Below are 18,082 nucleotides of genomic sequence, written 5' to 3' on the forward strand. Positions count from 1 at the left end.
TTCTCGCCCCCATGCTCGAAATCATCGATGCCTGGGACGGTGCCGCACGCCTGACGACGCGACCAATCGTCATCCGGGGCGACGAAGTCGACGAGGTCCACCGAGCCCTCCTCGACGCCGAGCGACGAGGTGTCGTCTTCGTCGCAGGCAACGACGACTCGCTGCCGTCAGTCCCATGGACGAACCGGATCGCCAACCTTACCCGGTTTACCAACGGCATGGCCTCGTGCTACGTGCTGGACGGGGAGGCCACACAGTTGCTCAACGACCGGCTCGGCCAGGCCCACGCCGTACTGCCCGGCCGGCTTCGTACCTATCGCTCTCAGGTGCAACCGGACTCCGTCGTCGACGGGCTGCGGCACCGGGTGCTGAGCGCCGAACGGATCGCCGACGACAACGAACAGCCCCGGCTCGCGCGGGTCCTCGCCTCCAATGCCCAACTTCAGGCTCTCGAACAGCCGCTACCCGCATCGGTGGCGCGGGTACACCGGATGCTGGAACGCATCGCCGACGACATGTTGGTGCACCGGCTCGGCGACGTCAGTTCGAAGCGGCCATCGCTCGTTCCGTCGCAACCCAAGGCGGCGGCCGTCGAGACGCGAGAGAGTGATCGCCGGCAAGATGACGTCAGCGCGCAGCAAGGCATGTTGCTGGACTACCTGAAGATCAAGGTAGGGATCGATGACCTGACCGTCGACCGGATCGACGAGATCGTGCGTCTGATCGAGGTCGGTCGGTCATCGCAGGAGGCGCAGAAAGACATCGCATCCCGATTCGCGCAGCTCCAGGCCGAACTCGATGAGACACAGAAGGCGTATCACGACGTCAAATGGCAGCTGGATGATGAGCAGATCGAGAACCGGGACGCGGTTGAACGCCTGACCCGGGCCGCGGAAACTGAACGGACGCTGCGCCACCGGCTCGCCTCTATGGGGCAAGCAGAGGTGGCCTGGACAGCACAGCCATCGGAAGCGGACGTCTCCCGGCCGGACAGCTTCGGCGAGTTGCTCCGTTGGCTGCCAAGACTCCAGCACGTCGTGTTCACGGGCGATCCTGACTGCGCTGAGGAACTCGACAGCAACGACCCCCTGGGCGCCTGGGCTTCGAAGACCTGGGACGCGATGTTGGTGCTCCAGGACTACGCAGCTGCGAAGGCAGACGGGCGCTGGGCTCGAGACGTGCATGGCTTCCTGGAGAACACTCCAGATGGCTGCCACGAGTGGCCGACGCGACGACACGCCCGTGACGAGAGCGAGGAGGTCCGAACCAACCCGGCGTTCCGGAGGAGGCGACTTCTCCCCGTACCAGCCTCCGTTGTTCAAACGGGCAGGATTTTCATGGGTGCACACTTCAAGATCGTTCAGTTCGCGATGATCAGCCCCCGCATGCACTACTACGACGACACGGCGCAGAGCGGACGGATCTATGTCGGCTACATCGGCCGGCACCTACCGACCGGACAGACGAACTGACGGCCCCGAGGGTAATCGCTGAGCCACGGCGTCGGCGGTTGCGGTATCTACGGCTGGCTCGGGTCGTACACCAGTCAGCTGGTGGCGCGGTAGAGCTTTACCCGCCGCTGGCATTCGGTGGGGGCTTCTCCGCCATAAGGCGTCGGACATGACGTTCGGACACGCCGGCGGCCAGAGCCAGCTCGGCCGGGCTGGCCTGCGGACGCTCGGCCCGCAGCCGGGCTACAACGTCTGCTGTCCGCTCCGCGTGTCCCGTCACCCGCTTGCGTCGTGAGGTTCGCCGTCGGAGGGGCGCCGACACCTGGCTCGTCGCCGGACCGTCGGCGGCCCCAGCCAGTTGCGCCTCCTTCATCTCGGTCACAACCTCCAACGGAAGCGACACCAATGGCGACGCAGACGCAGCGTCAGAGACAGGCGGCTGGGCGGTGTCTGAAGCTCGGTGGTCGTTGCCCGAGGCCGGCTGCGCTCTCGTCAGCATTTCCACGACCAGCAGCAGCGCCACCGCCGGCCATGCCGCCACGATCCGCGCGCCGAGGCTCGGCTCGGCGGCGGCGATGTTCGCCGCCACACTCGCCGCTACCCCGACCGCGAACGCCGTCCGGGCTGACCAGCGCACCCTCCGGCAGGCGCGCTTGTCCTCGACCATGGCCGCCGACGCGACGACCAGCATCCCGTCGACCGACAGCGGAAGTACGTAGGCGACCTCGGGACGCTCACCGAACCTCAACGCCACGGCGACCATGTGACTCCACGACGACCAGGCAGCAATCCCGGCCACCGCCACCGTGCTCACGTCTCGGGCAAGCCGGGTCGGCGTCATCGAACCACCCCCGACCCGGGCCGTCGCTCGATGGCCTGAACCTCGACGGGGTCCACGGAAGGACGTCCACCGATGTCCAACCGCGTCTGGACATCGACCCATCGCCGCCACCGGTCGACGACTTCGCCCGCGTCGAGACCGGTCGCTTTCGCGATGTCCGTCAGGTCCGCGCCCGCCCGCAGCGCGGTGTGGATCATTGAGGGTTGCCAGCGAGTCCACCAGGACACCACCGCAGCGGACAACTCCAGCTCCGTCAGGACGTCATCGAGTCCGGTTCCCGGCGTCCGAGCGACGGCATGGTCATGAAGATCGAGAAGGAGTTGGAACGGGTTGATCTCTTCCGCATCGGCGAACCGCACCGGCGGGTCGGACGGGTGGCCCGGGTTCATCGGGCACCGCCCGGTGCCCGTGAGCTGGGCAAAGCCAGCGGTAGGGGGTCACCGGCGATCGTGGCGGTGTGGTTCGCATGGTGGTACCTCCGGCCCACCGGTATCGCGGTAGCGCACCGTGCCGCTGACGTGGTGCATCGAGGACCGGTTGACGCCATTCCTCGAAGCGTTTGGGGGACGCGTACCGGCGGTGCGTGGTATCGGGCACCACCCCGTGTCGAGTGGTCGTCAGGTAGGTTGCCCGCGTGGATCCCCGCCTGCGCCTGGCCCTGCTTGAGGCCGACTACCTCAACGACGCGGTCGCCGAGATTCGCGAACGTCCGGTCGAGGAGCTCAAGGCCCGCTGTGCCGAGGTGCTCACGCTGGAGGTCTCGGCCGACGCCGATGGGGCCTGTTGGACCGATGAGGCGGATCTGTGGGACGCGCTGCCGGACGGTGCCGACGGCACGATCCGGTCGCTGGCGGGCATCGAGGGTTTCCCGGGGCTGCGCAACCTGTACCTGCGCGAGTCCGAGGTCGGTGATCTCGGACCGCTCACCGCGCTGCCCGAGCTGGAGCTGCTGTGGCTCGGTGTGCCGCCGGACGCGGACCTGGCCCCGCTGCTGGCGTGCGATCGACTCAAGCGGGTGCGCATCGGCTGTGCGGGCGTGCTGCACCCGGCGGGCCACGAAGTGCTCGCGGCGCTGGCTGGGCGCGGTGTCCAGGTGGACAACTTCCTGCCCGACCCGGTCGAGGCGGCGGCGCCGTTCGGTGATCCGATCCTGAAGCTGGCGGTGCTCGACAGGCTGCGGAACTCGGTTGAGCTGCCGCCGACGTACTTCTTCGACGAGTTCGCGTTCGACGAGGGCAACCTGGCCCGGCTGATGACGGTCGCGATACCCCAGGCGGAGCTCGACACCGTCGAGTCTCTCAGCTGGCTCGGGGGTGGGCACGCCACGGCGCACATGGTGTGGCAGCAGTGGGACGGCGAATCTGACGAGTTCCGCATCCGGTCGCTGGCGGGCGTGGAGGCGCTGCGCAACCTGCGCGAGCTGAAGGTCACCCCGCTCGCCCTGCTGCCTGAGCACCAGATCGCACAGCTGCGGGCGCGTGGCATCACGGTCAGCGAGTGGGACTGAAGCATCGGGTCGTGCGTCCCCGGTAGGTCGACTTCTTGCTGGCCCTGCAACGCCTTGCAGGCGGCACGGCACCCCGCTTGTCCGCCCGCTCCGCGCACACGTCGGGCATCGAATCCGTTCACTTTGATGTTCCTGGATGGTAGCGTCCTGGAAACATTGCAAGGACTTGCATTGATCGATGGTCGGTGGACGGGCCCGCTGCCGACCTCCTCGCCCCACACCCCCGCCCCCGCGAGGAGGTCTTTCGCATGAATCCCCAGTGGCGCTCCGAGCCGCCCACCATGGCCACGGAGCCGAGGACGACCACCCGACCCGCACGACGACGTCTCACCCTGGTCGTCGCGATGCTGGTCGGCCTGGCCGGCGTACTGCCCTCGGGCCTGGTCACCGCGCCGGCGGCCCAGGCCACGATCGACGGGCAGGCGCTGGGCGCGCGCTACAACGGGACCGCCAGCGACATCACCTTCCGCGTCCGCTCGGCGACGGCCACCCGGATCGCGCTCTACCTCTACAGCGCCGCCACCGGCGCGCAGGAGAAGGTCAGCTACGTGTTGACCGGCAACAGCGGCATCTTCGCCAAGACGGTCAGCGTCGCCGAACTGAACCGCCTCGGCATCACCGGCACGGTCTACTACGGCTACCGCGCCTGGGGTCCGAACTGGCCGTGGCACGCCGGCTGGACGAAGGGATCGACGGCGGGATTCGTCTCCGACGTCGACCCCGCCGGCAACCGGTTCAACCCCAACAAGCTGCTGATCGACCCGTACGCGCGGGAGATCAGTCACGACCCGCAGACCCCGAGCCGTCCCGACGTGGCCGGCTACCGCAGCGGCGCCAACCGCGCGGTCGACACCGGCACGTTCGCCCCCAAGGGCATCGTCCTCAAGCCGACGGCCGGCGGAATCGGCACCAAACCCACCCGGGCATTCAAGGACGACATCGTGTACGAGGTGCACGTGCGCGGACTGACCAGGAACGACCCCACGATCGCGTCGGCGTACCGCGGCACCTACCGGGGCGCCGGACTCAAGGCCCCCTACCTCGCGTCGCTGGGCGTGACGGCGGTGGAGTTCCTGCCCCTACAGGAAACGCAGAACGACATCCACGACGTCGACCCCACCAGCACCGCCGGCGACAACTACTGGGGTTACATGACCCTCAACTACTTCGCCCCCGACCGGCGCTACGCCTACGACAAGTCCCCCGGCGGTCCCACCGCCGAGTTCAAGGCGATGGTGAAGGCGTTCCACGACGCCGGGATCAAGGTGCTCGTGGACGTGGTCTACAACCACACCGGCGAGGACGGGCCACAGGGCGACAAGAACACCTACAACGTGTTCTCCTGGCGCGGCCTGGACAACTCCACCTACTACTCGCTGACCGGCGACCGGCAGAGCCCCTGGGACAACACCGGCGTCGGCGGCAACTACAACACCTTCAACCCCGCCGCGCAGGACCTCATCGTCGACTCCGTCGCCTACTGGAAGGACGCGCTCGGCGTCGACGGCTTCCGGTTCGACCTGGCGTCCGTGCTGGGCAACACCTGCCAGCACGGCTGCTTCAACTACAGCCGGACCAATTCCGGCACCGCCCTGAACCGTCTGGTCGCCGAGATGCCCGCGCGCCCGGCCGGCGGTGGGGCCGGCGTCGACTGGATCGCCGAACCGTGGGCCATCGGCGGCAACAGCTACCAGGTCGGCAACTTCCCGACCGGCTGGTCGGAATGGAACGGCAGCTACCGTGACACCCTGCGCCGCGACCAGAACAAGCTGGGCGTCGACGCGGTCACCCCGGCCAACCTCGCCGACCGGTTCGCCGGGTCGTCCGACCTCTACGGCGACGACGGCAGGCGCCCGTGGAACTCGGTCAACTTCGTGGTCGCCCACGACGGGTTCACCCTGCGGGACCTCTACGCCTGCAACAGCAAGAACAACAACCAACCGTGGCCGTACGGTCCGTCCGACGGCGGCTCCGACGACAACATCTCCTGGGACCAGGGCGGCGTGGCCGCCGACCAACGCAGGGCGGCCCGCAACGGCCACGCGTTCCTCATGCTGTCGGCGGGCACCCCGATGATGACCGGCGGCGACGAGTACCTGCGCACCACCAACTGCAACAACAACCCCTACAACCTGGACTCCAGCGCGAACTGGCTGGACTGGACCCCGGACGCCGACCAGACGACCTTTGCCGCCTTCACCAGCCGGCTGCTCGCCTTCCGCAAGGCACATCCCGCCCTGCGACCGGCGAACTTCTACACCGCCGCCGACACCAACGGCAACGGACTGGGCCAGCTCGAGTGGTTCACCCCGGCAGGCACGTCACCGGATGGCGCGTACTGGGGCAACGCGAACAACCACGCGCTGGCCTGGCGCATCGACGGCAGCGAGTTCGGCGACTCAGGTCTCTACACCGCCTACAACGGCTGGTCCGGCAACGTGACATTCACCCTGCCCGCTCCGCCCCCGGGCAAGCAGTGGTACCGGGTCACCGACACCTCCACCTGGGCCGAAGGACCCGACCAGGTGGCCAGCCCCAGCAGCGAGGCCCTGATCGGTGGCGCCTCCACCACGTACGTGCTGGGTGGGCGGGCACTGCTGCTGCTCATCGCCCGGTAGTAGCCCGGACAGGTTGGCGATCACTCCAGGAGACGTAACGGAACTGGCGGATAGCCGACTGTCCGATCCTGCTTCTGCCACGAAAAGGCGGATTACGGTGATCTCTGCTTCACCCCCGGCAGGGGCCACCGACCTCGGCGCGTACGCGGCGGAAGGGATTCCGATGAGCAGTTCGTCAATGTCCTTCGACACCGCGCGTCGGATCCTCGGCCAGCGAGACCCCGAGTGGAGCAACAAGCTGAGTGCCCTGCTCGGGTTGGCGGCCCTCGGCAGCGGGGCCGTCGGTTTCGCTGTGCCGGCGATCAAAGCCGGGTGGGGTTGGATCGACCAGAAGAACGAACTGGTCAGCCAGCTCACCTCGGCCGTCGACCGCGTACGCGACCGGTGCCTGGGCGCCAGGGGCCGCGAGCGACACGAACTCATCGCGGCGGCACACACCGCCGTGGTCACCGGCGCGTTCTTCGCCGCCCTCAGCGAGGTGGTGGGTAAGAAGTACGCACGGCTCGGCCTGACCGAGGCCGAGAAGCAGCGACTGGTTTCCGGCAGCGTCGACGGCGACCACGAGAGCATGGTGTCCTACCTGCTGAACGTGCCGATGCCGATGCCGTGGGCCGCCTGCGGATTCGAGACGAACCTCGCGGCTTCGGTGGCTCCCTTCTACGAAAACCTGACGGGGCGCTGCCTGCGCTTCTTCCGGGGGCTTGACGCCTGGCAGCGGATCGAGCCCGAGATCCGGGACTCCGACGACGGCAGGACGCTGGCGTCGGTCGTCGTGAGCAGGGCGATCACGCGCTACCGGAACGACTACCGGCGGCTGGCGGCCGAGGTGCCGGAGTTCGGCATGTGGGCACTGCTGGACCAGTTCGAACACGCGACGGCGGCCCGGAAGTCGGCTCGTCAGCGGTCCGAGGAGTTCCAGCGGCGTTCCCTCTCGCTGATGGAGCAACTCCTCGCCGGCCTCTCCCGGATGCGGGAGAGGGACCTGCCGACCGAACGTAGCCGGACGATCATGGCGCAGCGCAATCGTCAGCTCCTGTCCGAGCCGCTCGCGCACGTCACGAAGATCGACCTGGAGTCCGGCCTCAGCATGCCGGACACCGAGACCGGCTACGTCAACCCACGCTTCCAGTGGGCGGTGATGAGCGGCAGTTCCCGCGCCTGGGACGAGGAGTGGTGGGGGCAGCAGCGGCGCGGGCACCGCCTGGACCACTTCCTGGCCGCGTACTTCACCTCCGCGCGCAGCGCCGAACTTCCGCTGGTCATCCTGGGCCACCCGGGCGCCGGGAAGTCCCTCCTGACCAAGATCATGGCGGCTCGGCTGCCGCCCGAGCACTTCACCACGGTCCGCGTGCCGTTGCGCCAGGTGCGGAACCCCGCAGCCAAGATCTACGAACAGATCCAGGACTTCCTCGACGACGACACGCACCTCGGCGTGCGATGGCGGGACCTGTCCGAGGCCAGCCGGGAGGCCACGAGGGTGGTGATCCTCGACGGCCTGGACGAGCTGATGCAGGCCACCCGGACGACCGAGTCGGGATTCCTGCACGAGGTCCGGGGATTCCAGGAGAAGGAGGCCAAGCTCGGTTCGCCGGTTTCGGTGGTGGTGACCTCCCGTACCGTCGTGGCCGACATCGCGAACATTCCGGCGGGCTCCCTGGTCGTCAAGCTCGAAGACTTCGATCGGAACCAGGTCGATCACTGGGTCGACATGTGGAACAAGGTCAACCAGGAGCCGATCAGGAACGGCACCGTGAAGCCGCTCGCGGTGGACAGCGTCTGGGCGATGGGCGAACTCGCGCGCCAGCCGCTCCTGCTCCTCATGTTGGCCGTCTTCGGCGCCACGGAGGATCCGCCGACCGGCGGCGACGGTCAGGTCACGCAGGCCCAGGTGTACCAGTGGTTGCTCAACGGCTACATCGCGCGCGAGGTCGCGAAGACGCCCGGGACGGCCACGAACCTCCTCTCCGAGGACGAGGAGATCGCAGCGCGCGCGGACCACGAACTCTGGCAGCTCGCGATCGCGGCCTTCGCGATGTTCAATCGCGGCCAGCAATCCGTCACCGGCCAGGACCTCAACAGCGACCTGGCTCCGATGTTGCGTGCGGGCGCGGCGCAGGGGAGCCACCGGAAGCGCCTGGCCCAGCCGCTGGATCCCGCCATCCGCACCATCGCCCGGTTCTTCTTCATCCACGCGGCCGACGTCAGCGGTGTGGTCTCCGGGAGCAGTTACGAGTTCCTGCACGCGACGTTCGGCGAATACCTGATCGCCTACCACGTGCTGGAGCAGCTGAAAGGTCTCGCCGACGCGCGCCGTCGGCTGCCGGTGGGCCAGGAGTGGACCGACGACCAGTTCTTCGCGCTGCTGTCCCACCAGCAACTGTCGGTCGGCGGCGCCATCATGCCGTTCCTGCGGGAACTCTTCGAGGCCGCGCCGACGGCTCAACGGCGGGCGATCGTCGCGGAGCTGAAGGTCCTCGTCCGGTTCAGCCAGGAACGGGAGGGAGTGGGTCGCTTCGAGGGCTACAACCCGTCGAGCCGTTTCCTGCTCGGCCGCGTCGCCGCGTACCTCGGCAACCTGCTCACGCTCTTGACCGAGCTCTGCGACGGGCCTGTCCCGCTCGACGAACTCGCGCCCGAGGGGGACGACCAGCTGACCTGGTGGCGGTCCACCGTGCGCTTCCTGCACGCCGGACTCGACGACAACGGGTGGACGATGCTGCTGTCCAGCATCGATCTGTCCGTCGCTGACGAGGTGCCGGCCATCGGCAAACGGCGGGCTCCGATAGACAGGTTGCTCATCCACCCGTACGAGGCGCGACTCGCCGGAGATCCAGAGCGTGAGTTGCAACTCCTGCTCGGCGCCACGGCCCTGCACGGGCGTCGCCTCGCCCACTGGGGTGACGGGACCGGCGACGTGTGCATGAAGATCGTGTCGTCCCTGGTGCACCGCGACGAACGGTCCGGCGACCACGAGGCCATCATGGACGCGGCGGCCTCGTCCGCCTCGCCGGAGACGGGGAACCTCTTCGTCGAGTACCTGGTCCGCCATGCCGGTCGGCTCAGCTACAAGGACGTACGGAAGCTGGCCCAGACCGCACTCTGGATGAACAGCACCCAGGCGGCCGTGCGCATCGCCCCGGTGGTGGCGCAGCACCCGAGGCTGTTCATCGAGTACCCGCGGCTCCTCAGCATCTACGAACGGGGTCTCACGGACGCCCGCGAGATCGCCGAGGTCTTCGCCGCGATGCGCGTCGGACTTGCCGTGTGGCAGGGCGATGACGCCGAGGCGTTCAAGGAGATCGTCGGTCACCTCGTCGCCCGGCAACGGGGCCGCTGGAGGGAGGTCGCCATTCAGCCGATCAAGGGCCTGTCGAATTTGTCCATCGAGGTCATGCGGCCCGCCATCCCGCCTCTCGTCGCGATCCTGGCGGACGACTACCAGCGACGTCCCCCCGTCCCGGCCTACTACTCGTCACTGTCGAGTGGGCGGCACCGGGAGGACGGCCCGGTTCAGGATCGCCGGCCGGACCGGAGCAACTGACGATCGCCGCGGGACGTGAGCGGGAGGCGGTACGTCGACCCGGGGCGGCGCGATCGACGCCCCGGGTCGACGGGTACGGGCCACGCTCGTGCTGCCGTCAGCGGGGAGCGGGCTGCCCCAGCAACTCCAGCGCCAGGCGCATCAGTTCCGGGCCGGCCTTCTCGGGGCTGCCCGTGTCGAACGGCGGGTCGGGGTCGTACTCGACGACCAGTTGGAGTGCCTGCGCGATCCGTTCACCGGCGAGCCTCGCGGCCAGGTGCAGGGACATGTCGATCCCGGCGGACATGCCGGCGGCGGTCATGATCCGGCCCGCCTCGACGTAGCGGCCCGGGACGAACGTCGCGCCGTACTGGGCGAGCTGGTCCCTCAGGCTCCAGTACGTGGTCGCCCGTAGCCCGCGCAGCAGGCCGGCCGTGCCCAGGACGAGGGCGCCGGTGCAGACCGAGACGGTCCACGTCGTGTGCCGGTGGATCCGCTGGACCCAGCGGATCGTGTCGGGATCGTTCTGGACGCCGCGGACGTTGCCTCCGGGCACCAGCAGCACGTCGGCGCGGCGCACCTGGCTGAGCGTGCGCTCCACCCCGAGGGTGAGCACGCCGTTGTCCGTCCGGACCGGGCCGGTCCGCTTGCCGACGGTCACCACGGAAGCACCGGGGATCCGGGACAGCACCTCGTACGGGCCGATCGCGTCGATCGGGGCGATCCCGTCGAAGAGCAGGATCGCGATGCGGGGTCCCCGGGCGGGCCCGTCCGGGTCGCTGGGCCGCTCCGCCCGGGCCGGATCGCCCAGGCCGGTGGCGGCCAGGCCGACGCCGGCCCCGCCGGCCACCGCCGCCCGCAACACCGTCCGCCGGTTCACGTCCATGCCGAACATCGATTGCCCCTTCGGTCGAGCTGAGCTTGCGCATGTCCCGGTGGTCGGTCACGCCGCCGCCCCGGTTCCACGGGCCGCGAGGCAGGTCCGGATACGAGGGCCCCCGGTCCGTATCGGCGGGTCCGGTGCGGTGGGTGCGGGGGGTGATCTGTTCGCCGACGGGGCGTTGCCCCGTACGTGCCGCAGGGGCCGCCCGCGCGGCCAGGCGAGACCGGGCACCTCCGTGAACGGGGCACGGTGCCGGCCGACCGGGCCGGCGTACCTCCGACGCGGTTCGGCGCAGCGTCGTCAGTCGCCGGAGGGCCGTGCGCCGGCGCCCCGGGCGGACTTCGGGCGGCGTGCCCCGTTTTCGGTCGCCGACCCGGTGAGCGCCGACGCGCGCCCGCTCAACGCGTCGACGCGTTCGACGAGTCGGCGTACGGCGTCCTCGTCGTCCGCGTCCACGGCCGTCACGCGTTCGAGCAGCGCGGCGTAGTCCGACGTCAGCGTCAGGTACTTCCTGCCGAACGTCTCCTTGGCGCCGTCGACGTGGGCCTGGCGCTCCGCCATGGCGTACCACCGGTCGAGGTCGATGATCTGCTGGGCGAGCACGGCGGCGGCGGCGCTGAGCGCGCTGCGGGCGTCGGCGCTGTCGTCGCGGCGGCGGCGACGGGCGTCCGCGAGCCGGCCCGCGCGGCGGCCACCGACGTAGAGCACCGTCGCCCCGGCGACGACGGCCACGATGGCCGCGGCCGCGAGCAGGAAGCGGGGCAGCGACGGGCTGATCGTCCGCGCGCCGTCGGGAACGGTGCCGGCCTTCACCAGCAGGTCGTAGTTGACGGTGACGACCTTCAGCGCCTCCAGGGGGCGGTCGGCGAAGGTGTCGACGCCCCGGCTGACGGCCATCTCCGCCACGAAGGCCCGGCCGAAGTTCCCGTCGTCGCGCCCGGGCAGCAGCGCGCACCCGTAGGTGTCGTACTCGTCGCCGTCGCGGCTCATCACCAGCACGACGGTCCCGTCGGCGGCGCGCTCGACCTGGCGGCAGCCCTGCCTGAGGTCGGCGCCCGGCGCCAGCATCAGCACGACCAGCCGGCGGTTGCCGATGATCCGTTCGGCCGCCGCGCGGTCCAGCTCGACGCCCGGCGCGACGTACACGGAGGAGGCGCGCACGTGGCGGGCGACCGGGCCGTCCAGCGCCCCGCCGGTCCACAACGCCCAGCCGGCCAGCGCCAGGCAGGCCAGGACCGCGACGCCGAAGGGCGTGCCGAACAGGTCGGCGAGCCGACGTCGTACGGACTGGCTCACGACAACCTGCCCCGGAGGTAGAGGTGCGGGCGGTAGCTGGCGACTCCCAACGTCCGGGCGCCGTCGTCCAGCTCGTCGGCCGCCTCGTCCAGCAACGTCCGCACGTGGCGGTCCGGCAGCCCCTCGTCCAGCGCGGCGCGGGCGGCCTGGAGCTTGACGATGCCCCGGGTCAGCGCCGGATCGCTGCGGGCGTCGGTGAGCAGGGACATCTCGACGGCGAGCGCGGTGAGACCGGCCAACCGGGCGGGCGTGCCACCCCGCCCGGGGTCGCCCCGCCGGACCACCAGGGCGTCCGACCGGCGCAGCGACCGGACCGAGAGGATCAGGAACGTCGCCACGCAGCCCGCGAAGAGCCACGGCAGGGCGGGCAGCGCCACCCGCAGCGGGTCGACCGGCCGGTACGGCAGCGGGCGGTCGAACAGCCCCGAGTAGCGCAGGTCGGTGACCCGGTTCAGGTACGCCGTCAGGATGTTGCCCTGGGGGTAGTCGTACCGGCTCAGCCGGCCGCCGAACTGGCCGTAGAAACTCGCCCCGGCCAGCTCCGCGAAGTCGTCGGCCGCCGGGCCGTGGTACTCGATCCAGAGGCCGTACATCACGACGATCGGCGTGCCCGGGAACAGCTCGGCCAGCGCCGGACCGTACCGGGGCACCGGCTCGCCGAACGGCTGCGCGGGCAGCGCCACGTACCGGGCGCCGTCCGGGAAGGCGTTGCGCGCGGCCTTGTCGGGGATGCCGGTCAGCGTGGCCCCGGCCCCGAGGTGCAGGCCGGTGGCCCGCAGGTCGGCGGCGACGGCGGCCAGCTCCCGGTCGGTCGGGTCACGCCACCGCAGCTCGTCGTGCTCGGGCGGGTCGGGCGCCTCCCGCAGCGCGGCGATCAACGCCACCAGCAGGCCTGTCACGTCGGCGGTGGCGAACTGGGCGCGCCAGCCGGGCAGGGTGTCGGGTACGGCCTGGTAGATGCCGCCGCTGACCTCGGTGCCGATCACCCGGACGGTCGCGTTCTTCACGTCCCGTACCCGTTTGCGTTCGTCCTCGTCGAGCCCGGGCGGCGCGACCAGGATGCGGACGGGTTCGGCGCCGGCGGCCTCGCGGACCCGCTGCTCGTTCCAGCGTGCGGTCGCGCCGGGGAGCCGCACCACGGGTTCGGCGGCCATCAGCGCGGTCATCTCGTCCACCGAGGGCACGCTCGCGTCGCTCAGCTCACCCGCCGAGCCCTCGTCGATCTTCGCCGGGGCGGCCGGCGACCGGCCGTAGCTGACGTCGACGCTCTGCCGCTGGGCGAGCAGGAAGACGACCAGGACGACCACGGCGACGCCGAGCAGCGCCCAGCGCAGCAGCTCGTACCGGTATCGCCTGCGCGATTTCACTGGTGCGTGCGCCACAGCCGGTCGGCCTCTCTCGCGTGTTGCGCCGCCTGCCGGGCGGCGGACGCCCCGCCGCGCCCGGCGGCGATGGATTCGGCGCGGGCCAGCAACTGCTCGGCCTGCGGCACCCGGGTCACCGCCGCGTCCCGGCTGACGGCCGCGCTGTCGATGGCCGCGCGGGCGGCGGACCAGGCGGTCCGGCGCTCCCGCCCCCGCGCCCGCCACCGGGGCAGCAGGGTCGTCGCGAAGCCCGCGCCCACAAGCAGGACGCCGCCGACCAACCAGGCGAGGAGGGTGTGGGACATGCGCTCCAACCATCGGGCGAGGGGTACGGGGGTGCGCTCGGGAGCTGTCGGGGCAGGCAGGGGTACGACCGAGTCTGGCTCATCGAGGCGAATCGGTGCGCACCAGCCCTCACCGGCCCTGGCCTGCGGTCGGCCCGGCACGCCGGGGCGTCGTATCGTCTCCGCATGGCGCACCCGGTCTGGGCGGACGGCAGGGCCTACGAGGCGTACGTGGGCCGGTGGAGCCGCCCCGTCGCGGGGGAGTTCCTGCGGTGGCTGGCCGTGCCACCGGGCCGCCGCTGGCTCGACGTGGGCTGCGGCACGGGCGCGCTCACGTCGACCGTGCTGGCACTGGGGGACCCGAGGCACGTCTCGGGCGTCGACAGTTCGCCGGGCTTCGTCGCGTACGCCCGCGCGGCCGTCCGCGACGAACGGGCGGCCTTCCAGGTCGGCGACGCCCGGGCGCTGCCCCTGCCCGACCGCTGCGTCGACGTCGTCGTCAGCGGACTCGCGGTCAACTTCGTGCCCGAGCCGGCGCGCGCCGTCGCCGAGTTCGCCCGGGTCGTCCGCCCCGGCGGGGTGGCCGCCGCCTACGTCTGGGACTACGCCGGCGGCATGGCGCTGCTGCGGCACTTCTGGGACGCCGCCGCCCTGCTCGACCCGGCCGTGGCCGAACGGGACGAGGGGCGCCGGTTCGCGGGGTGCGACCCGGGCTCCCTGCGCGGGATGTGGACCGACGCGGGCCTGACGGCGGTGGCGCTCCGGCCCGTCGACGTGCCCATGGTGTTCGCGGACGTCGACGACTACTGGACGCCGTTCCTGGGCGGGCAGGGCCCCGCCCCCTCGTACGTCGCCTCCCTGACGGCGCCGCAGCGCGCCCGCCTGCGCGACCTGCTCGCGGCCCGCCTGCCCGTGGCGCCGGACGGCTCGATCCGGCTCACCGCCCGGGCCTGGGCCGTCCGGGGCACGGCGCCGGCCTGACCGCCCGCAGGCGCCCGCCGGGCCTTCGCGGTCGGAGGCGCGCAGCCGGGTGAGGCCGTCCGGCTGTCCGCTTCGAGACCCAGCGGTACCCGCCGCCGGCGTCCTCGGTCAACCTGATCCGTGACGCCGGGTGTCCCGCCCGTCGTGGAGATCGGAGGACCGATGAAGGCCCGTTTCCGACGGCGGTCGACCCGGATGACGCTGTTCGCGGCCCTGGCCGCCGCGCTGGTCGCCGCACTGCTGCCCGCCTCGCCGGCGCTCGCGCTGCCCTCCGGCAGCGGCTGGTCGGCCTCGTGGAGCTACTACCATCCCACCGCCTACCAGTACGCCGGCACGCTGCCGGGCGTCCGGCTGACCGGCTACGCCACCGACAACTCCGGCACCAGCACCACGGTCGGCACGATCGAGGACACCGCCGACGACGGCCGCTGCGCCAGGGTGATGCTCTACGCCAACGGCGTCGGCTACGTCGCCGACCGGACCACCTGCGGCAGCGGCAGCTACCTGACCTACTCCACCGGCAGCTACAGCCAAGGGCTGCTGGTGATCGTCTACCGGATGGTCGCGGGCACGAGCACCCACGACAAGGGCTTCGCCATGTTCGTTCCCGGTTCGTCCGCCGATCCGGAGCTGCGCACCGTGGGTACGGGCGCCAGCTGGTCGTACTACACGTCGGCGGCGTTCCAGTACACGGTCACCCGTCCCGGCGTGCGGCTGACCGGCTACGGCGCACACCAGTACGCGGACCAGCGCTCCTCGCTGAACACGGTGGAGAAGACCGCCGCCACGGTCGGCTGCGCCACGGCCAAGGTCACCGGCGGTGTGTCCACCAGCGGCGGCACCTGCGTCAACGGCGGCAGCACGTCCTTCTCCCGCTCCGACCTGACCAACAACCTGGAGGCGTCCGCCTGCTACCAGCCGGTCCCCGGCACCCGGCGCTGCCTCGCGGTGGGCATCCCCGAGCCCTGGTGACCCGACCGGCACCCGCTGGACGCACCGGCCCGCCGACCCGGCGGTCCCGCCGTCCCCGGACCGACCCGGGGACGGCGGATCCGTCAGCGGCGGCGCTTGGGCAGGTCGAACTGGTCGGCGGCCCGGCAGTCGCGTGGACCGCCGACCGCGCCCGGCCCGGCCCGGTCGAGCGCCGCGCGCGCCCGGATCCGGCCCAGGTTCCAGGCGTACCAGGGGTCCGACTCGTCGAGGTCCTTGGCGACCCAGCTCAGCGTGCAGCGGCGCACCGGATCGGGCAGGCCCGCCAGCGCCGGCGTCGCGTCGGCCGAGAGCGCCCGCAGGTACCAGGCGTCGATCTTCCCCGTCTGCTCGTACCGGGCGATGTTGCGGCGGGCGGCGTAGTCCTCCGGGTTGAGCACGGCCAGGCCCAGCAGCATCACCACGGCGAGCGCCACCGTCGTGCCGGGAATCCAGGCACCGCGCCAGCGCAGCCCGGCCACCAGGATCATCAGGAACACGGTGCCGAGCAGCAGCTCGAACGCCATCACGAAGAGCCGCTCGCCGGTGAAGCTGTACGCCTTCTGGTACGTGTACATCCGGGACAGCGCCGACCCCACGATGACGAAGCTGAGCACGCTGAGCAGGCCCAGCAGGACCCGCAGCAGGTGGCGCTCGACGGCCCGGTCCCGTCGCGCCCAGCGGGCCACCCCGCCGAGCACCGCCAGCGTCAGCATGGTGACGACGACGAGCTGCCAGAACCCGCTGCGCGCGTACTCCGCGTAGCTGAGGCCGGCGGTGCGCAGCACGTGCCGCTGCCCACCGAACAGGACGGTGAACTGCACCGCCACGAAGCCGCCGAAGAGCAGCGTCAGGGCGCTGATGACCGGCGCCCACTCCACGAGGCCGAAGCGGCGCGTGCCGGGCCGGTCCATCGTCGACAGGTCGGGCGGCGCGGCCAGCGTGTAGAGGGCGGCGACGGCGCAGAGCCCGCCCACGGCGGCGAGGAGGATCCAGCGGAACGTCGCGCCGCCGTTGACCTCGGGAACCAGCTCGCCGAGCATCACGGAGAAGGCGCCGTCGGCCGAGGACAGGAGCGCGCCGAAGACGATCAGCGCGGCCACGGTGGCCGCGGCCGACCCGACGACCCGGCGGGCCAGATGCGGGTTCACCGGGGCGTGCAGGTGCCCACGCACCCACGGCAGCCCTCGCAACGCCGCGAAGGGGGCCGCCACCAGGCTGAACAGGATGGAGCGGACGAGCCGGCCGCCCACGATCGCGAGGGTCGCGCAGCAGAGCGCGCCGAGCACGCAGAACGTCACCAGCCACCAGGCGTTGCGGAAGGCCAGGACCGACAGCAGCGCCAGGGCCGCCACCGCCCAGCCGGCGCGGATCCGCCGGTCGGCGCGCGGCAGTTCCGCGCCCGTCCGCCGGACCGCGAGGACCACCGCGACGGTCAGGGCGAGCCAGCCGAGGAACCAGCCGATGCCGGTGCGGGTGAGCGGTACGAAGAAGGCCAGGCCCAGCGCTCCGGCGAGGACCGCGAGCGGTACGGCCCGGTCCTGGGTGGGCGCCGGCCCCGGCCAGCGCGTGTCGAGGAACGACGGCGGGCGCGGGACCGGCTGGTAGCCGCGGTACGGCGCCGGCGCGCCGGACGGCACTCCGATCCGGTACGGCGCCGGCAGCGGCGCGGCGGCGGGCTGTTGGACGTTGGTCGCCGGCGGGCGGGCAGCGGATGCGCCGGTGCCCGCCGACGGGGCGGCCGGCGCACCACCGGTGGCCGGCGCGGCGGTCGCGGGCGTCCCGGTGCTGGGCGCCGTCCCGGTGGTGGGCGCCGTCTCGGTGGCGGGTCCGCTCGTGGTGGGCGTAGCGGGGGCGGAGGCGGTAGGTGCCGCGTCGGTGCCGCCCGGCGGCGCGCCGACGGCGTCCGGTGACGGCGCGGCAGCCGGTGCCGTGGAGTCCGCCGCCGTCACCGCGGCGGTCCGCGTCGGGATGCTCTCTCCCGGCTCGACGACGGCCGTCGGGGCTGGCGCGGCGGTCGCCTCGGCCGGCCTGGGGGCGGGGACGACCGAGGCCGGGGCCGGCGGGCCCGCGGCGACCGGAGCCGCCGCGGCGGTGGTTGGCACCAGCGGGATGAACACGGCGTAACCGCGCGTCCCGGGCGGGATGCTGACGGGGATCGCCCAGGCGGGTGCGCCCTCCGCCCCGGGCCACACCATCGGGGGCGGCGCGCCCTCGATGGACGGCATGACGAGCAGGTGCGGCGGCGCGTTTCCGGGGTCGTCACCGGCGGTGCTGCCGGGCGCCTCGCCGGAACCCGGGGGGCCCGACACCGGTGGTGGCTGGGTCAAGGAACCCCTCCTCGTTAGAACGGTCGGCACACTGTACG

The 18,082-nt window shown here is 71.5% G+C and carries 13 protein-coding genes; 6 read left to right on the forward strand and 7 right to left on the reverse strand.

Annotation, left to right across the window (positions count from 1 at the left end):
* Positions 1-1,472 (forward strand): hypothetical protein (locus tag F6X68_RS08230; RefSeq protein ID WP_151453693.1); only part of this gene is annotated, 1,472 nt, incomplete at its 5' end.
* A gap of 97 nt (positions 1,473-1,569) precedes the next feature.
* Here the strand turns inward: F6X68_RS08230 and F6X68_RS08235 are convergent.
* Positions 1,570-2,292: a DUF2637 domain-containing protein gene (locus F6X68_RS08235; RefSeq protein ID WP_151453694.1), complete on the reverse strand. Its 723-nt coding sequence runs from the start codon at positions 2,290-2,292 to the stop codon at positions 1,570-1,572.
* Positions 2,289-2,681 (reverse strand): hypothetical protein, encoded by a 393-nt coding sequence (locus tag F6X68_RS08240; RefSeq protein WP_151453695.1) that lies wholly within the window; start codon positions 2,679-2,681, stop codon positions 2,289-2,291. Before F6X68_RS08240 ends, F6X68_RS08235 begins: the two co-directional genes overlap by 4 nt.
* Before the next feature lie 245 nt (positions 2,682-2,926).
* Here F6X68_RS08240 and F6X68_RS08250 point away from each other — a divergent pair, with 245 nt between their 5' ends.
* The 3 genes from F6X68_RS08250 to F6X68_RS08260 all read left to right on the forward strand — a co-directional run bounded on the left by F6X68_RS08250 (position 2,927) and on the right by F6X68_RS08260 (position 9,958).
* Complete coding sequence (locus tag F6X68_RS08250) at positions 2,927-3,799, forward strand: hypothetical protein (RefSeq protein ID WP_151453696.1); 873 nt, start codon at positions 2,927-2,929, stop codon at positions 3,797-3,799.
* A 248-nt stretch (positions 3,800-4,047) separates the two neighbouring features.
* Positions 4,048-6,417, forward strand: coding sequence for a glycogen-debranching protein (locus F6X68_RS08255; RefSeq protein WP_225852059.1), 2,370 nt, complete (start codon positions 4,048-4,050; stop codon positions 6,415-6,417).
* Positions 6,418-6,580: 163 nt separating this feature from the next.
* Positions 6,581-9,958: an NACHT domain-containing NTPase gene (locus tag F6X68_RS08260; RefSeq protein WP_151453697.1), complete on the forward strand. Its 3,378-nt coding sequence runs from the start codon at positions 6,581-6,583 to the stop codon at positions 9,956-9,958.
* A 97-nt stretch (positions 9,959-10,055) separates the two neighbouring features.
* Here F6X68_RS08260 and F6X68_RS08265 read toward each other — a convergent pair whose 3' ends face one another.
* The 4 genes from F6X68_RS08265 to F6X68_RS08280 form a co-directional block, all read right to left on the reverse strand.
* Complete coding sequence (locus tag F6X68_RS08265) at positions 10,056-10,832, reverse strand: DJ-1/PfpI family protein (RefSeq protein ID WP_225852060.1); 777 nt, start codon at positions 10,830-10,832, stop codon at positions 10,056-10,058.
* A gap of 288 nt (positions 10,833-11,120) precedes the next feature.
* Complete coding sequence (locus F6X68_RS08270; protein WP_225852061.1) at positions 11,121-12,116, reverse strand: hypothetical protein; 996 nt, start codon at positions 12,114-12,116, stop codon at positions 11,121-11,123.
* Entirely contained in the window at positions 12,113-13,483 is a 1,371-nt protein-coding gene (locus F6X68_RS08275; protein WP_151453698.1) for a hypothetical protein, read from the reverse strand. The genes F6X68_RS08270 and F6X68_RS08275 overlap by 4 nt, the downstream gene beginning before the upstream one ends.
* Positions 13,480-13,785, reverse strand: coding sequence for a DUF6403 family protein (locus F6X68_RS08280; protein ID WP_151453699.1), 306 nt, complete (start codon positions 13,783-13,785; stop codon positions 13,480-13,482). The genes F6X68_RS08275 and F6X68_RS08280 overlap by 4 nt, the downstream gene beginning before the upstream one ends.
* 165 nt (positions 13,786-13,950) lie before the next feature.
* On the opposite strand from F6X68_RS08280, the gene F6X68_RS08285 reads away from it, so the two are divergent.
* Complete coding sequence (locus F6X68_RS08285) at positions 13,951-14,745, forward strand: class I SAM-dependent methyltransferase (protein ID WP_151453700.1); 795 nt, start codon at positions 13,951-13,953, stop codon at positions 14,743-14,745.
* Between the two features lie 195 nt (positions 14,746-14,940).
* The gene (locus F6X68_RS08290) at positions 14,941-15,717 is read left to right on the forward strand and encodes a hypothetical protein (protein ID WP_192581326.1); all 777 of its coding nucleotides are present in this window, start codon (positions 14,941-14,943) and stop codon (positions 15,715-15,717) included.
* Positions 15,718-15,800: 83 nt separating this feature from the next.
* Here F6X68_RS08290 and F6X68_RS08295 read toward each other — a convergent pair whose 3' ends face one another.
* A complete protein-coding gene (locus F6X68_RS08295; RefSeq protein WP_225852062.1) occupies positions 15,801-18,044 on the reverse strand; it encodes a DUF4153 domain-containing protein in 2,244 nt (747 codons plus the stop codon).
* Positions 18,045-18,082 lie beyond the last annotated feature (38 nt).

The sequence above is a fragment of the Micromonospora sp. AMSO12t genome (assembly GCF_008806585.1).
GTDB lineage: Bacteria > Actinomycetota > Actinomycetes > Mycobacteriales > Micromonosporaceae > Micromonospora > Micromonospora reichwaldensis.

Excerpts from the sequence above, each read along its gene's own strand:
- F6X68_RS08235 (WP_151453694.1), bottom strand. The coding sequence starts at position 2,292 with ATGACGCCGACCCGGCTTGCCCGAGACGTGAGCACGGTGGCGGTGGCC.
- F6X68_RS08240 (WP_151453695.1), bottom strand. The coding sequence starts at position 2,681 with ATGAACCCGGGCCACCCGTCCGACCCGCCGGTGCGGTTCGCCGATGCG.
- F6X68_RS08255 (WP_225852059.1), top strand. The coding sequence starts at position 4,048 with ATGAATCCCCAGTGGCGCTCCGAGCCGCCCACCATGGCCACGGAGCCG.
- F6X68_RS08260 (WP_151453697.1), top strand. The coding sequence starts at position 6,581 with ATGAGCAGTTCGTCAATGTCCTTCGACACCGCGCGTCGGATCCTCGGC.
- F6X68_RS08265 (WP_225852060.1), bottom strand. The coding sequence starts at position 10,832 with ATGTTCGGCATGGACGTGAACCGGCGGACGGTGTTGCGGGCGGCGGTG.
- F6X68_RS08280 (WP_151453699.1), bottom strand. The coding sequence starts at position 13,785 with ATGTCCCACACCCTCCTCGCCTGGTTGGTCGGCGGCGTCCTGCTTGTG.
- F6X68_RS08285 (WP_151453700.1), top strand. The coding sequence starts at position 13,951 with ATGGCGCACCCGGTCTGGGCGGACGGCAGGGCCTACGAGGCGTACGTG.
- F6X68_RS08290 (WP_192581326.1), top strand. The coding sequence starts at position 14,941 with ATGACGCTGTTCGCGGCCCTGGCCGCCGCGCTGGTCGCCGCACTGCTG.